Annotated in this window: 11 protein-coding genes, 1 tRNA gene and 1 rRNA gene; 11 read left to right on the plus strand and 2 right to left on the minus strand. The window is 44.0% G+C overall.

Annotation, left to right across the window (positions count from 1 at the left end; genetic code table 11):
* The first annotated feature begins 551 nt into the window (after positions 1-551).
* From Q7657_RS21125 to Q7657_RS21175, 11 genes are all read left to right on the plus strand, one after another.
* Positions 552-2,228, plus strand: coding sequence for an ABC transporter substrate-binding protein (locus tag Q7657_RS21125; RefSeq protein WP_053987965.1), 1,677 nt, complete (start codon positions 552-554; stop codon positions 2,226-2,228).
* Between the two features lie 149 nt (positions 2,229-2,377).
* Positions 2,378-3,364 (plus strand): ABC transporter permease, encoded by a 987-nt coding sequence (locus Q7657_RS21130; protein WP_053987966.1) that lies wholly within the window; start codon positions 2,378-2,380, stop codon positions 3,362-3,364.
* Between the two features lie 2 nt (positions 3,365-3,366).
* Positions 3,367-4,401, plus strand: coding sequence for an ABC transporter permease (locus tag Q7657_RS21135; protein WP_107166856.1), 1,035 nt, complete (start codon positions 3,367-3,369; stop codon positions 4,399-4,401).
* A complete protein-coding gene (locus Q7657_RS21140) occupies positions 4,401-5,372 on the plus strand; it encodes an ABC transporter ATP-binding protein (protein ID WP_053987968.1) in 972 nt (323 codons plus the stop codon). The genes Q7657_RS21135 and Q7657_RS21140 overlap by 1 nt, the downstream gene beginning before the upstream one ends.
* A gap of 28 nt (positions 5,373-5,400) precedes the next feature.
* The gene (locus Q7657_RS21145) at positions 5,401-6,396 is read left to right on the plus strand and encodes an ABC transporter ATP-binding protein (protein WP_053987969.1); all 996 of its coding nucleotides are present in this window, start codon (positions 5,401-5,403) and stop codon (positions 6,394-6,396) included.
* A 110-nt stretch (positions 6,397-6,506) separates the two neighbouring features.
* Positions 6,507-8,243, plus strand: coding sequence for a glycoside hydrolase family 9 protein (locus tag Q7657_RS21150; protein ID WP_107166857.1), 1,737 nt, complete (start codon positions 6,507-6,509; stop codon positions 8,241-8,243).
* A complete protein-coding gene (locus Q7657_RS21155; protein WP_053987971.1) occupies positions 8,236-9,120 on the plus strand; it encodes a glucosamine kinase nucleotide-binding domain-containing protein in 885 nt (294 codons plus the stop codon). The genes Q7657_RS21150 and Q7657_RS21155 overlap by 8 nt, the downstream gene beginning before the upstream one ends.
* Before the next feature lie 9 nt (positions 9,121-9,129).
* Positions 9,130-11,058: a beta-N-acetylhexosaminidase gene (locus Q7657_RS21160; RefSeq protein WP_107166858.1), complete on the plus strand. Its 1,929-nt coding sequence runs from the start codon at positions 9,130-9,132 to the stop codon at positions 11,056-11,058.
* 41 nt (positions 11,059-11,099) lie between these two features.
* Positions 11,100-13,505, plus strand: a complete 2,406-nt coding sequence (locus Q7657_RS21165) for a glycoside hydrolase family 94 protein (protein WP_107166859.1) — start codon at positions 11,100-11,102, stop codon at positions 13,503-13,505.
* Between the two features lie 60 nt (positions 13,506-13,565).
* A complete protein-coding gene (locus tag Q7657_RS21170) occupies positions 13,566-14,978 on the plus strand; it encodes a phosphoglucomutase/phosphomannomutase family protein (RefSeq protein WP_107166860.1) in 1,413 nt (470 codons plus the stop codon).
* A 243-nt stretch (positions 14,979-15,221) separates the two neighbouring features.
* Positions 15,222-15,602 (plus strand): hypothetical protein, encoded by a 381-nt coding sequence (locus tag Q7657_RS21175; protein WP_107166861.1) that lies wholly within the window; start codon positions 15,222-15,224, stop codon positions 15,600-15,602.
* A 370-nt stretch (positions 15,603-15,972) separates the two neighbouring features.
* Here the strand turns inward: Q7657_RS21175 and Q7657_RS21180 are convergent.
* Together Q7657_RS21180 and rrf are read right to left on the minus strand one after the other, a co-directional pair.
* Positions 15,973-16,049: transfer RNA gene (locus Q7657_RS21180), tRNA-Asp, on the minus strand.
* Between the two features lie 32 nt (positions 16,050-16,081).
* A 5S ribosomal RNA gene (gene rrf, locus Q7657_RS21185) occupies positions 16,082-16,197 on the minus strand.
* Positions 16,198-16,242 lie beyond the last annotated feature (45 nt).

Consider the following 16,242-nt stretch of genomic DNA (forward strand, 5'->3'; position numbering starts at 1 on the left):
AAAAACGTAAAAATGACCTAAATCACACTCTTATTTCTGCTTACTTTTAAGCCAATATTGCAAAAAAACACTCTTAAAAGACCTTAAGAGGAATTAGTTTTTGTTTATGAGAAGCGAATCACAACAAACTCAGGTGATAAATTTTCCGCACAGAAAAAACGGTACAAAAAACATGTATTACATAGGAAAACACAAAAAAAACGAAAACAAAACATTAAAAATCAAACACTTAATATGACCACTTTCAATCGTACCATTTACCTTAGGAGCTAGTTAAATGTGATGTAATACACATTTAACATTAAACTGAAAGCGGTGTAAAAATCAGAAATTAACGTTTTTGACGTGGATTTTAGAAGTTTTAACGTTTTTAACGGGAAGCCAGATTGACGATTTAGCGATTACGGAGAATATTTAAGCCACTGAGAGCTTACAAGGCCATTCATCGGTTCAGCGTTACTCAGTTCCGTTGAAGTAGGTTCGAGGGCTCCAATGATGGAGCAAACTTTAATTTCCATTAAGTGAAACAGAGCAAAGAGTAAGGAACAGCTATGCTTGCCAATATTAACAAAACTAAGTTAGCACTTGCAGTTGTTGCAGCAGCAACCGCTTTCACAGCACCAGTAGCTTCAGCAGCAGAAAAAAGCCAGCTAACAGTCGTACCAGATTTTTACCCTACAATGGTACGTAACTTTAACCCATTCCTAGCGACTAACCTTCGTACAACAACTGAGTTCGTTTACGAGCCACTCGTTGTATTTAACCAAATGAAAGGTAACGAGCCAGTAATGCGTTTGGCGAAAGACTACTACATGTCTGACGACCTAATGCAAGTAACGTTCGAAATCCGTGACGGCGTTAAGTGGTCTGACGGTAAAGCGTTCTCTGCAGATGACGTTGTATACTCTTTCGATCTAGTTAAGAAGAACCCAGAGCTAGACCAACGTGGTATCAACAAGTGGGTTAAATCAGTGAAGAAAGACGGTAACAAAGTTATCTTCTCTCTAACTGAAGCAAACTCTAACGTTCCATTTGAAATTTCTTTCGTACCAGTTGTGCCTAAGCACATCTGGAGCAAAGTTGAAAACCCAACAACTTTCACTAACGAAAACCCAGTAGGTACTGGTCCATTTACTGAGATCGATACTTTTACTCCTCAACTATACGTTCAGTGTCGTAACCCTAACTACTGGGATAACGCTAACCTAGAAGTTGACTGTCTACGTGTACCTCAGATCGCAAACAACGATCAGTTACTAACTAAGATCATCAACTCTGAGCTAGATTGGACTTCATCGTTCATTCCTGACATCGACAGCACATACGCAGCAGCGAACCCTAATCACAAATACTGGTACCCAGCAGCGGGCACTCAGTCATTCATGTTGAACTTCAAGTCGCCTAAAGAAGGTAACAAAGAAGCAATCAACAATGTTGATTTCCGTCGTGCATTCTCTATGGCTATCGACCGTCAAACAATCATCGACATCGCGTTCTACGGTGCGGGTACACCAAACGACTACGCATCTGGCCTAGGCGATGGTTTCAAAACTTGGTCTGATGAAGCTGTACACAACAAGTACAAAGCATTCAACACTTACAATGTGAAAGGTGCTAAAGAGCTTCTAGCGAAAGCTGGCTTTAAAGATACTGACGGTGACGGTTTCGTAGAAACACCAACTGGTAAGAAGATCGAGCTTGAAGTTCAATCTCCAAACGGTTGGACTGACTTCAACAACACTGTACAGCTAGGTGTTGAGCAGCTTCAAGAAGTGGGTATCAACGCGAAAGCTCGTACTCCTGACTTCGCTGTTTACAACGAAGCAATGCTAAACGGTACTTATGACGTAGCTTACACAAACTACTTCCACGGTGCAGATCCACACCTATACTGGGATAGTGCGTACAACTCACGTCTACAGTCTGGCGACGGTATGCCTCGTTTCGCAATGCACTACTTCAAGAATGCAGAGCTAGACAAGCTACTAGACAGCTTCTACAAGACAGCAGACAAAGCTGAGCAGTTGAAGATTGCTCACGGTATCCAGAAGATCATTGCTGAGAACCAAGTAACAATCCCAGTAATGTCTGGTGCGAACAACTTCCAATACAACGAAACTCGCTTCACTGGTTGGTGGAACGAGAAGAACCCTCAAGGCCGTCCAATGGTATGGGCAGGTGTTCCTGAGCGTCTACTTCAAGTACTGGATCTAAAACCAAAAGCATAATTTCTGCTTAATATTTGCGGTGCACACCTTGTGCACCGCCTCTTCCCCTCAAATCCTTTCTTCTATAAAAGGTATGGCGCCTTGCGTCAGGGGGTTTTACGTCCTGAATTCAGCTCAGGAAGGCAAGCTGGATGTGTAAGGTGTGAGTTATGGGATTTTTTCTACGTCGTTTATCGTTTTATTTTGTCGCGCTAATTTTCGCGGCCACGCTAAACTTTATTATTCCGCGTGCGATGCCTGGTGACCCAGTTACCATGATGTTCGCAAACGCAACTGCGCAGGTAACTCCTGAGCGTATCGAAGCCATGAAAAAGCTATTAGGCTTTGTTGATGGCCCACTATATGAACAATACTTTTCTTACCTAGCTAACGTATTTACGTGGAACCTAGGTACTTCTATCAAATTTTATCCTCTATCAGTTAACGAACTGCTAGGTGGCGCTGTAGGTTGGTCTCTATTCTTAGCTGGCTCTGCAGTAATCCTTTCTTTCTGTATTGGTTCTGTACTAGGTATTTTCGCGGCATGGAAACGCGGCAGTACTTATGACGCATTCATCTCTCCGGGTATGCTAGTTGTACAAGCGGTACCACCGGTTGTTATCGCAATGCTAGTAATGTTTACCTTTGCTATTGGCTTACAGTGGTTCCCTACAGGTAACGCATTTACCCCTGGCGTTGTTCCTGATTGGACGAGCTGGGCGTTCTACAAAGACGTGATGTACCACGCCGCACTACCGCTATTCTGTGCGACGGTAATTCAGATTGGTGGCTTCTTGATCAACATGCGTAACAACATGATCAACCTGCTAAACGAAGATTACATCACCATGGCTAAAGGTAAGGGCCTTAGCGAAAACCGTGTGGTATTCAACTACGCAGCACGTAACGCAATGCTACCAAGTGTAACCGCACTTTCTATGGCGCTAGGTATGGCTATCGGTGGTCAGCTGATTGTTGAAATCATCTTTAACTACCCAGGTCTTGGTACGGTGATGCTTAACGCAATCCACTCTCGTGACTACCAAGTTCTTCAAGGCCAGCTACTTATTATGACTATGTTCATGCTGTTCTTTAACTTCATGGCCGACATCCTGATCGTTGTGCTTGACCCTCGCCTACGTAAAGGAGGCAAATAATTATGAAAGCCTTATTTAAATTATTATCAGGTAACCCTAAGGCAATGTTTGGCCTAGGTATCATCAGTGTCTTTATCCTTGCTGCTATCTTTGCGCCGTTTATTACTGAGCACAACCCAGATAAAAGAACAGGTAAACCACACGAATACCCAGCATTTGTTGTAAAAGCAGCACAAGAAAACCCTGAAGGTTGGGTGGCTGAAAACTTAGCAACCAATAAGCGTACCCTGCTGATGTCTAAAGATGCAGAGCACGTATTAGGTACCTCTCGTATGGGTCGTGATATCTGGTCACAACTTGTATACGGTGCTCGTACATCACTAGCGGTAGGTTTCGGTGCGGGTCTAATGGTGTGTTTCTTAGCAACGATCATTGGTATTTCAGCAGGTTACTTTGGCGGTAAGGTTGATGAAATCTTAACAGCAGCGATGAACATCATGCTGGTAATGCCACAGCTCCCACTGCTGTTCGTTATCGCAGCCTTTATCGGTCAAGCAGGTCCAATGACCATTGCGGTGGTTATCGCCATGACCTCCTGGGCATGGGGTGCACGTGTTGTTCGTGCCCAAACCCTATCGCTACGTGAAAAAGAGTTCGTAAAAGCGGCTGAAGTATTAGGTGAATCATCATGGCGCATTATCTTCGTTGAAATTTTGCCAAACCTGATCTCAATCGTAGGCGCAAGCTTCATCGGTTCAGTAATGCTTGCAATCATGACCGAAGCAACACTGTCATTCTTAGGTCTAGGTGATCCAAACACCATCAGCTGGGGTGTGATGCTGTACAACGTACAAACGTCATCTTCAATGCTTGTTGGCGCTTGGTGGGAGCTATTAGCACCATGTCTTGCACTAACCTTGATTGCGATTGGTCTTGCTCTTCTGAACTTTGCTGTCGATGAAATCGCTAACCCGCAATTACGTTCTCACAAAGGCATGCGCCGTTGGAAAAACTTAGCAAAAGAAAATGCTAAAGCAGAAAAAGCACAAGACGCTGTGGAAGCTCCTCAGCCAGCCCTACAAGGGGGAGAAAAATAATGACTAATCCACAAATCTCAATTCGCAACTTGTGCGTTGACTATATTACCGATGCCGGTGATGTACGCGCAGTAAACAATGTCAGCTTTGACATTGGTAAAGGTGAAATTTTTGGTTTAGCAGGTGAATCAGGCTGTGGTAAATCCACTGTTGCATTCTCACTGATGCGCCTTCATAAGCCGCCAGCATTCATCACCGGTGGTGAGGTTATCTTTGATGGCCACGGTGACATTCTGAAGAAATCAGATCTTGCGATGTCAGCATTCCGCTGGAGCGAAATCTCGATGGTATTCCAGAGTGCGATGAACGCCCTAAACCCAGTATTAACAATGGAAGAGCAGTTCTGTGACGTAATTATGCGTCACACGAGCATGACCCGTCAGCAAGCTGTTCGCCGCGCTGAAGGTCTGTTAGAAATTGTTGATATCCACCCTAGCCGTTTACGCGACTACCCTCACCAGTTCTCTGGCGGTATGCGTCAACGCTTGGTTATCGCTATTGCACTGGCGCTAAATCCTAAGATGATCATCATGGATGAACCAACAACGGCACTTGATGTTGTGGTTCAACGTGAAATCCTACAAAAGATTTACGCACTTAAAGAAGAGTTTGGTTTCTCTATCCTCTTCATCACTCATGACTTGTCATTAATGGTCGAGTTCTCTGACCGTATCGGCATCATGTACTCAGGTGAGTTGATTGAAGTTGCGCCATCAAAAGAAATCTTAGAAACACCGTTCCACCCATACACAGAGGGCTTGGGTAGCTCATTCCCTCCGCTGACTGGTCCAAAAACGAAGTTAACAGGTATTCCAGGTAACCCATTGAACTTACTTGAAATCCCTCAAGGTTGTCGCTTCCAAGCTCGCTGTAGTAAAACAACAGAAGCTTGTTTTAAAACGCCAACCCAACTAACGCAAATTGAACCAGGACGTTTATCAAACTGCCACCTATTCACTAAACGTGGTTAATAAAAATAGGCAGTATTTAGGAGGCATTATGAGCAAACCTACCGGAAACCCAATTATTGAAGGTAAAAATCTGATCAAAGATTTTGCCGTTAATAGTAACTCTCTTAAAAAATCAAAGATGCGTGCAATCAACGACGTGTCTTTCAAAATGTACAAAAGCCGTGGTCTATCTGTGGTTGGTGAATCAGGTTCTGGTAAATCAACAACAGCAAAAATGATCGCAAAAATGTATGCGCCAACAGATGGCACTATTGAATATTTTGGTCGTGACATTCAGTCCATCACTAAACATGATGACTTAATGAAATACCGCCAAGGTGTACAAATGGTATGGCAAGACCCGTTCGGTTCTTTAAACCCTACTCATACTATTTTCCACCACATTGCTCGCCCATTGCTGATCCACAACAAAGTGAAGCCAGGCAATAAGAAAGAGCTAGAAGAAACGGTATACAACCTACTAGAGCAAGTTGGCCTGATCCCGCCAAAAGCGACAGCTGCGAAGTTCCCCCACCAGCTATCAGGCGGTCAGCGTCAACGTGTTAACTTAGCACGTAACATCGCTGTTGGTGCTGAAGTGGTACTTGCTGATGAACCAACGTCAATGCTTGATGTATCTATCCGTGCAGGTGTTCTTAACCTGATGGAAGAGATGAAATTCGAACGTGAAATGGCACTACTTTACATCACGCACGACATCGCAACAGCACGTTATATCGCAGAAGATCTGGCGGTAATGTACGTCGGTCACATGGTTGAATGGGGTGATACGGAAGAGATCATTCACGATCCACAACACCCGTACACCCAGTTACTGGTATCAGCAGTGCCTGATCCAAGTAAATCCATCCATGAAAAACTAAAAGGTAACAAAGGCGAGATCCCACTATGGACACCAGAAAGCGCAGGTTGTCCATTTGCAGGTCGCTGTACTCATGCAACTGATAAATGTCGTGAACAACTACCAGGTGTGACGCAGTTATCTGATAACCACTTTGTACGTTGTTACTTATACGAAAACTAATAATAGCTCGTTACTAAAAACGACTTATCCGCGTTATTGGTCGCCTTAGCTGTTAAATGGTGGTTTCAATTCGTTGAAACCACCTTTATTTGGCGACACTAGGAGGATCCATGCAGCTGTTAACTAACCATCTGGGTTATGAGCGTTTCAACGTAAAACACGCTTTATTACAAACAAACTCTGAGTCTCTAACAGGTACCGCAGAGTTAGTCTGTAACCAGACCAACACCACAATTATGCAGCTGCCATTACATGCCTATGGCAACATAGCGCAATGGCATACCGGTAATATTTACCTAATTGACTTCTCTGCTTGCCAACAAATCGGTGAGTTCCGTATTCGCTATGCTAATAGTGAATCCACTGTTTTCACCATTGCTGAAGGTGTGTTAATGCAACAAACATTCAGTGATGTGCTTCATTACTTCAAATCTCAACGCTGTGGCGGTATCTACGATCGCGCCGATCAACAAGCCGTACTATTAGGATCCGATCTAACCGTTGACGTACATGGCGGCTGGTATGATGCCTCTGGTGATGTCAGCAAATACTTAAGCCACTTATCTTTTAGTAATTATTTAAATCCACAACAAACCCCGATGATTGTGTGGAACATGCTAAAAGCCTACGACGAATTAGATCAACAAGCAGATGTGGCGGATTTCACCCGTGCACGTCTACTTGAAGAAGCCACATTCGGTGCCGATTTCTTACTGCGAATGCAAGATCCGCAGGGCTATTTCTACATGACGGTATTCGACAAGTGGAGTAAATCACCACAACAACGTGAGATTTGTGCCTATTCAACCCAAGAAGGCATTAAATCTGACGATTACCAAGCTGGTTTCCGTCAAGGTGGTGGTGTCACGATTGCAGCGCTTGCCAGCATTTCTCGTATTGCTCAACTGGCATCAAGCAAGCGTTTAGGTGCATTTTCAGATCTCGATACTGAGTGCTACCTACAAGCTGCAGAAATGGGGTACTGGCATTTAAAACAGCACAATGTTAGCTACTTAAATGACGGTATCGAAAATATTATTGATGAATACTGCGCCCTTCTTGCTGCGGTTGAGCTATTTCGTAGTACCAATCAAGAGCGCTACCAAACAGAGATGCGTGAGTGGGCTACACGCTTAGCTAAACGTCAAATGTCTGATGACACCGTGACACATTTTTGGTCTGCAACTGACAATGGCGAACGCCCTTATTTCCACGCAGCAGAAGCAGGCTTACCTACTATTGCACTAATGCAGTATTTAAGTGCAGAGACTGATGCCAAGGTTAAACAGCCGATTGAGCAAGTGTTAGCGCAAGCGCTTCGCTTTGAGTTAGCTATCACGAAAGAAGTGACTAACCCATTTAACTACCCTCGCCAATACACAAAAGCGGTAGATAGCGACAAGAAAACCGCTTTCTTTGTCGCTCATAACAATGAATCAGGCTACTGGTGGCAAGGTGAAAATGCGCGCCTCGCTTCATTAGCAACCATGGCTTTTATGGCACAGGATTACGTTCAAGATCCACAGCTTCGTCAAGATCTAATGCACTATGGTCAGCACGCCCTTAACTGGATCGTTGGCTTAAACCCATATGACATGTGTATGTTGGATGGCCATGGTCATAACAACCCAGATTACTTACCGCATCTAGGTTTTAGCAATGCGAAAGGTGGGGTTTGTAACGGCATTACTTCAGGCTTTGAAAACGAACAAGACATCGCATTCAATCCTGAAGGCCAAAAGGACGATATGCTGCAAAACTGGCGTTGGGGGGAACAGTGGATCCCTCACGGTGGCTGGTACTTACTTGCAATTACCATGCAATTTAAGGAGCGTCACCATGGCTGATATTCGTTACTTAGTGGGCGTTGATGGCGGTGGTACGTCTTGCCGTGCCCGTATTTGCGATATCAATGGCAACACCTTGGGTGAAGCAAAAACCGGCAGTGCCAATATTTTATTAGGCAGCAGTGTTGCAATGGCATCAATCAATGACGCAATTGCTACCGCAGCTGAGCAAGCAGGACTTAATAGCAGCCATTTTCGTCAAATGTCAGTTGGACTTGCCCTTGCTGGAGCTGAGCAACAAGACGCTTGGTACGCCTTTATGAAGCAACCTCATCCTTATGGTGCAATCACCTTAAACACTGATGCTTATGGTGCGTGTTTAGGGGCTTGGGGCGGTAAAGATGGTGCGATCTTAATTGCAGGCACTGGCTCTTGTGGGATCTTATTAAAAGATGGTCAACAACATGTGGTTGGCGGTCGTGAATTCCCGATCTCTGATCAAGGCGGTGGTGCTGTGATGGGGCTACGCCTGATCCAACAAGTGCTACTAAGCGTGGACGGTATTATCGAGCAAACACCATTGGCTCGTTCTGTACTCGAATATTTTAATCATGATGTCGACAACATCGTGTCATGGTCAAAAACAGCTCGCCCTTGTGATTACGGTCAGTTCTCACCAAGTATTTTTGCTCATGCAGCACAAGGCGACAAATTAGCGGTTGAGATGCTATCGCAAACGGCCGCTGATATTGAAATGTGGATGAACGCCCTGATCCAACGCGGTGCCGATAAGATCTGTTTAATGGGCAGTATTGCAGAGCGCATTCATGCTTGGCTCGTTCCACCTCTGCAACAACGCATTGCAACCCCACAAGGGGACGCAATGGATGGTGCGATTGCTATGGCTCGTGGCAATCACAATTTATATCAACTGTAAGGGGGAATAATGAGTTACCGCCTTGATTTCACAGTTATTAATAAAAACGAATCTGAGTCTCGTTTTGCCTTAAGTTTACATAATTTAACGGATAAGCCGCTTAAAGATTGGTCATTACATTTTTTATTTAATCGCTATGTAAAACCAGATAGCTTATCTAACGGTGCAGTGAGTCAAACAGGAAGTTACTGCACCATTACCCAAACTGATGATTTAGCGGCAAATGGGCTGTTTTATACTGAGTTTACCGTCGGTACCGCACAATTTACGCTTTATGATGATGGGATCTTAGATGCTTTCATCTCAATCGCATCGGCGGATGAATTCATCCAGCCTATTAGTGTCGATATTAGCCGTATTGATCTCGACCAACCAGCCGTTGAGCGTTACAACACCCCGCTACCAGAGCAAGCGGCTGAAATCGCATTGATCCCGAAGCCAAACAAAATGGCAAGGTTGCAAGGCTATTTTTACATCAACCGACACACAACCATTACGACGCCACCAACACTGGCGCAAGGTGCTGTTAATTGGCTACAAGCAGAATTTAAAAAGAGCACGAATGAATCCATTGCGATAAGTCAAACTGGCAATATTCATTATGCCTTAAATAAAGATATTGCCGATGAAGGCTATCGCCTATTAGTTGAAAGCGACAATATTTGGATCCAAGCCAATTCTACTGCAGGCTTTGTATATGCGACGTCTAGCCTATTGCAATTAATGCCGAGTCTACCGTCACATAAAGCTAATAGTGCCTATGCTATTCCAATGGTTGATATTGATGATCAACCTCATTATGGCTATCGCGGCATGATGCTCGATTGTGGTCGCCACTTTCACCCGGTAGAGCGTATCAAGCACCTTATTGATCACCTGGCTCGCTATAAATTTAATACTTTCCATTGGCATCTCACCGATGACGAAGGCTGGCGTATTGAAATTGATGCCTACCCAGAGCTTACTCGAATTGGCGCATGGCGTGGTCCAAATGAAGCTATTTTGCCGCAGTTCACTACGATTTCTCAGCGCTATGGTGGCTTTTACTCCAAGCAAGAAATTAAAGATGTGATCGCTTATGCCGATGAGCGTGGGATCATGATCATTCCTGAAATTGACATTCCAGGGCATTGCCGAGCTGCGATCTTATCACTACCCGATCTGTTAATTGATCCGGAAGATAAATCGGTTTATCGCAGCATTCAAAACTACAGCGATAACATCTTATCTCCTGCACTTAAAGGCACTTACAGCTTTATTAGTAATGTCTTAAATGAAGTCTGTGAGTTATTCCCAGCGCCTTACATCCATATTGGTGCCGATGAAGTCCCTGTTGGTGTATGGACAGATAGCCCTGCTTGTCAAAAACTGATGGCTGAGCATGGTTACCAAGATCCGAAAGAGCTGCAAGGTCACCTACTGCGTTTTGCTGAAGAGTTAATTGAAAGTAAAGGCAAACGCATGATGGGCTGGGAAGAAGCAACCCATGGTGAGAAGGTCAGTAAAAATACCATCATCTTCTCATGGCAAAGTGAACAGGCTGGATTGGAGTGTATCCAAAAAGGCTATGACATTGTGATGCAACCAGCGCAAGCTACGTACCTCGATCTGGCTCAAGGTTACTCAGCAGATGAAGCTGGGGTTGATTGGGCTGGCAAGTTGCCACTAGATAAAGTTTACAATTATTACCCACTTAGCGATCTCTCAGAACAAAATTCTGAGCGGAAGCACATTTTAGGCATTCAAACCGCACTTTGGTCAGAATTAGTAAATAACCAAAGTCGATTTGAATATATGATTTACCCACGCTTACTAGCTGTCTCGGAGATTTGCTGGAGCGAACCAAAACATCGTAACTGGGATGACTTCAGAGCTCGTTTAAAAGGTCAACTTAGCTACCTGGACAAGGCGGGAATTAATTACCGCCGCTGTGAATAACCACGCACAGTAGAGTGAAATTTTTTAAGGATTAGAAAGCAATGAAATACGGTTATTTTGACAACGACAACAGAGAGTATGTTATCACTCGCCCTGATGTCCCAGCACCATGGACAAATTACTTGGGTACAGAAAAGTTCTGTACAGTAATTTCACAAAACGCAGGTGGTTACTCATTCTACAAATCTCCAGAGTACAATCGCGTAACGAAATTCCGTCCGAACGCAACATTTGATCGCCCAGGACACTATGTTTACCTACGTGATGATGTGACTGGCGATTACTGGTCAATCTCATGGCAGCCAGTGGCTAAAAGTCTAGACGAAGCGACATACGAAGTACGTCACGGCCTGTCTTACTCTAAATTCAAATGTGATTACAACGGCATTGAAGCAACTAAAACTCTATTCGTACCTAAAGGCGAAGATGCAGAACTTTGGGACGTTGTGATCAAAAACACCAGCGATGAAGTGCGTACTATTAGTGCATTCTCATTTGTTGAGTTCTCATTTAGCCACATTCAGTCTGATAACCAAAACCATCAGATGAGTCTGTATTCTGCAGGCACTTCTTATGAAGATGGCGTGATTGAATACGATCTTTACTACAACACGAATGAGAAAGAAGGTTACTACTACCTAGCATCAAGCTTTGATCCTGATAGCTACGATGGTCAACGTGACACATTCATCGGTGCATACCGTGATGAAGCGAACCCAATTGCCGTTGAGAAAGGTCGTTGTTCTAACCACGTTCAAACCTGTTACAACCACTGTGGCTCACTGCACAAGCAATTCACTATCCAACCAGGCGAAGAAGTGCGTTTCAGCTTCGTATTGGGTGTAGGTAAAAATGAAGGCCAACATCTACGTAAAAAATACCAAGACGTGGCTGCTGTTGATGCTGCTTTTGCTGAGATCAAAGAGCACTGGAACAGCCGTTGTAACAAGTTCAAGGTGACGTCACCAAACGAAGGTCTAGATACCATGATCAACGCATGGACACTATACCAAGCAGAAACCTGTGTGGTTTGGTCTCGCTTTGCATCATTCATCGAAGTTGGTGGTCGTACAGGTCTTGGTTACCGTGATACCGCACAAGATGCGATCTCAGTACCTCACTCAAACCCAGCAATGACTCGTAAGCGTCTGGTTGACTTACTACGTGGTCAAGTGAAAGCAGGTTACGGCCTACACCTATTCGATCCTGATTGGTTCGATCCAGAAATGGCAGATGTTGCACCGTCTAAATCGCCAACAGTTGTACCAACACCAAGTGATGCTGATAAGATCCACGGCATCGAAGATACCTGTTCTGATGACCACCTATGGATCGTGCCAACTATCTGTAAATATGTCACTGAGACAGGTGAAGAGAGCTTCCTTGATGAAGTGATCCCATATGCGGATGGCGGTGATGCAACCGTGTATGAGCACATGAAAGCAGCACTTGATTTCTCTGCTGAATACGTTGGTCAAACAGGTATTTGTAAAGGTCTACGTGCAGACTGGAACGACTGTCTAAACCTAGGTGGCGGTGAATCAGCAATGGTGTCATTCCTACACTTCTGGGCTCTGCAAGAGTTCCTTGAGCTTGCTAAGTACAAGGGGAACGATGCTGATGTTGCTAAGTACACTGAAATGGCAGCAAACGTTCGTGAAGCCTGTGAAACGCACCTATGGGATGACGAAGGTGGCTGGTACATCCGTGGTCTAACTAAAGATGGCGACAAGATCGGTACAGCGCAACAAACTGAAGGTCGTATTCACCTAGAATCAAATACCCTAGCAGTACTGTCTGGCATGGCATCGCAAGATCGTGGTGAGAAAGCAATGGATGCAGTTGATGAGAACCTATTCTCTGAATACGGCCTGCACCTAAATGCACCATCATTCGCAACACCTAACGATGATATCGGTTTCGTGACTCGCGTATACCAAGGCGTGAAAGAAAACGGCGCTATCTTCTCGCATCCAAACCCATGGGCATGGGTAGCAGAAGCAAAACTAGGTCGTGGTGATCGTGCAATGAAGTTCTACGACGCACTTAACCCATACAACCAAAATGACATCATCGAAAAACGTATTGCAGAACCATACTCATACGTTCAGTTCATTATGGGGCGTGATCACCAAGATCACGGTCGTGCAAACCACCCATGGTTAACAGGTACCTCTGGTTGGGCATATTTTGCTGTTACTAACTTCATCCTAGGTGTACAAACAGGTTTTGCAGGCCTTACTGTTAATCCTTGTATTCCAACTAACTGGCCTGGCTTTGAAGTAACACGTGAGTGGCGCGGCGCAACATACAACATCAAAGTTGAAAACCCGAATGGTGTAAGCAAAGGCGTTAAGTCTATTACATTAAACGGTGAAGCTGTTGAAGGCGCAATCGCACCACAAGCTGAAGGTTCAGTAAACACTGTTACAGTGGTAATGGGCTAATAATGTTAGGGGGTGGATTTCACCCCCTCTTTAATTTGAGAGAGAAATAGGAGTTCCTCCATGATCCAATTTGGAACCGGTGGATGGCGTGCCTTCATTGGTGAAGAGTTTACTCAAGCCAATGTTCGTTTAGTTGCTCAAGCCATTGCCAACATCATGATCAAAGAGTCAGTCACTGAAAATGGCTTCATTATTGGTTACGACCGTCGTTTTCTATCTGACAAAGCTGCAACATGGTTTGCTGAAGTATTAGCAGGCAACAACATTAAATGTAGCTTCATCAATAAGTTTGTCCCAACACCAGTGGTCATGTTTAAAGCCAAAGAAACTGGGGCAACCTACTCTGCGTGTATCACAGCATCTCACAACCCTGCCGATTACAACGGCATCAAAGTCTTCATTGAAGGCGGTCGTGATGCTGATGAGATCATTACTCAAAAAATCGAGCAACAAATTGCCGTGTTAACCGATGCTGATGTCAAGCGTGTCGATTTTGAGCAAGCAGAAAACGATAAGTTAATTGAAGTGATCAACCCAATGAACGAATTCGTTGATTCGATCATTAACTTTATCGATATGGAAGCGATCAAAAAAGCTAACTTACGTGTGCTTATCGATCCAATGTTTGGTGTGGCGAAAAACGCCCTACAAACCGTCCTAATTACTGGTCGTTGTGACGTTGACGTGATCAATGACAGTGAAAACCCAGGCTTTGGTGGCTTAATGCCATCACCAAGTGCTGCAACACTGTACCGTTTGAAACACCTCGTAGCCAACGAAGGTTATGACATCGGTATTGGTACTGATGGTGACGCTGACCGTTTAGGTATCATCGACGAGAAAGGTAACTTCATTCATCCGAACGAAGTGCTACTACTACTTTACTACTACCTACTCGAATACAAAGGCTGGAAAGGCTCAGTTGTTCGTAATATCGCAACGACACACCTACTTGATAAAGTAGCAGCTGCCTATGGTGAGAAATCGTTTGAAGTGCCTGTTGGCTTTAAACACATCAGCTCACAAATGGAAGCCGATGATTCTTTGATCGGTGGTGAAAGCTCTGGTGGTCTAACGATCCGTGGTCATATCAAAGGTAAAGATGGCGTATTCGCATCAAGTCTATTGGTTGAAATGATCAGCTCTACCGGTAAGAAATTATCTGAGTTGCTTGATGAGATCTACGGACGATTTGGCTATGCCTACACAGCAGAAGGCGATTGTACCTTTAAACCAGCTGATCGTGACCGTCTGTACAACAAGATCTATGTAGAAAAAGCACTGCCTGATTTTGACTATGAAATCGAAAAAGTTAGCTATGCCGATGGGGCTAAAGTTTACTTTAAGAATGGTGGTTGGGCGATTGCACGTTTCTCAGGTACAGAGCCATTACTTCGTATTTTTGTTGAAATGGAAGATCAACCGCAAGCCGAAGCGGTACTTGCACAATTAAAAACATTCCTTTCTGTTTAAAAACATAGCTGTTGTTTTAGCAGATCAGTAGTTTCGATCTTTGCTAGAGGGTAACCGTCAGGTTACCCTTTTTCTTTTGTAAACCACTCAATCTCACGCCTCAACAATAAAATTGGATCTCCTGCACATTTATAAAATGCGCATTAATATTCCTGAAAATTCACGCTTGCCATCACATACAAAACGCTATTTTGAGTTCACTATTAATAGGTATTCCAATTATCGTAAAGAAGAGGGATCGGTATGAAAAAGCTTATATTCAGCATTATTATTTTAATGTTAGCAGTATTATTCACCGAGCATTTCCACTCTTTTACCATCGGTTTTAGCCTTGCCATTATTGCAGTTGGCGCCAGCTATCTCATTGCATACCAAGCAATACGCCAACCTCAATATGTGATGACATATTTAGTACTTGCCGTTATCACTAAACTAGCTATTACCGTTAGTGGTGTTATTTGGGTATTTTCAAGTAGCTTAATTCACTCACCTATTACCTTTTTAGTTGCTTACGCACTCTTTTCTGTACTCATCACTTATTTCATATCGCATTATCGTGCATACCAACGGAATAAAAGTGATCAACAACAAAAGGAGATCCTTCATACAGGTTTATATGAGTAAATTTAGTCAATAACTATCAAATCAGAGCAAGGAGGTAACCCATTTATCACTACCAATGCTCACCGCTTTTAGAGAGATAAAAGCCAAATAAGATAGGAAAGGAGGTTCTCACATCAATCTTCACTATTTTTGATATCAATAAGATAACAACAAAGCCTCACTGTTTCCAGTGAGGCTTTTCAATAAGAGCAGAATGATTACCCGCAAGAAATGAAAAAGCCCCGCTATTTCTAGCGAGGCTTCTTAATAAGTGACGGAACGGCTGGGGCTCAACACGCACGGCCAGTGCCGCGATCCAAGATGCGAAGCACTTTTTCGGATCGCACATAGCAAAAAACCTCAGCATTTCTGCTGAGGTTTCTTTAATAAGTGGCGGAGCGGACGGGACTCGAACCCGCGACCCCCGGCGTGACAGGCCGGTATTCTAACCAACTGAACTACCGCTCCGCAGCGTGTCTATTCAGCATAATGCAATTTGAGCTTAGCAATGTCCTACTCTCACATGGGGAGGCCCCACACTACCATCGGCGCTACAACATTTCACTTCTGAGTTCGGCATGGGTTCAGGTGGTTCTGCTGCGCTATGGTTGCTAAGCAAATTCTTTACTGTTCTCGTTATACAAACAAGAACGAAAATTTA

This window comes from Candidatus Photobacterium acropomis (genome assembly GCF_030685555.1).
Lineage (GTDB): Bacteria > Pseudomonadota > Gammaproteobacteria > Enterobacterales > Vibrionaceae > Photobacterium > Photobacterium lucens.

Excerpts from the sequence above, each read along its gene's own strand:
- Q7657_RS21165 (WP_107166859.1), top strand. The coding sequence starts at position 11,100 with ATGAAATACGGTTATTTTGACAACGACAACAGAGAGTATGTTATCACT.
- Q7657_RS21130 (WP_053987966.1), top strand. The coding sequence starts at position 2,378 with ATGGGATTTTTTCTACGTCGTTTATCGTTTTATTTTGTCGCGCTAATT.
- Q7657_RS21145 (WP_053987969.1), top strand. The coding sequence starts at position 5,401 with ATGAGCAAACCTACCGGAAACCCAATTATTGAAGGTAAAAATCTGATC.
- Q7657_RS21125 (WP_053987965.1), top strand. The coding sequence starts at position 552 with ATGCTTGCCAATATTAACAAAACTAAGTTAGCACTTGCAGTTGTTGCA.
- Q7657_RS21135 (WP_107166856.1), top strand. The coding sequence starts at position 3,367 with ATGAAAGCCTTATTTAAATTATTATCAGGTAACCCTAAGGCAATGTTT.
- Q7657_RS21170 (WP_107166860.1), top strand. The coding sequence starts at position 13,566 with ATGATCCAATTTGGAACCGGTGGATGGCGTGCCTTCATTGGTGAAGAG.
- Q7657_RS21140 (WP_053987968.1), top strand. The coding sequence starts at position 4,401 with ATGACTAATCCACAAATCTCAATTCGCAACTTGTGCGTTGACTATATT.
- Q7657_RS21155 (WP_053987971.1), top strand. The coding sequence starts at position 8,236 with ATGGCTGATATTCGTTACTTAGTGGGCGTTGATGGCGGTGGTACGTCT.
- Q7657_RS21160 (WP_107166858.1), top strand. The coding sequence starts at position 9,130 with ATGAGTTACCGCCTTGATTTCACAGTTATTAATAAAAACGAATCTGAG.
- Q7657_RS21150 (WP_107166857.1), top strand. The coding sequence starts at position 6,507 with ATGCAGCTGTTAACTAACCATCTGGGTTATGAGCGTTTCAACGTAAAA.
- Q7657_RS21175 (WP_107166861.1), top strand. The coding sequence starts at position 15,222 with ATGAAAAAGCTTATATTCAGCATTATTATTTTAATGTTAGCAGTATTA.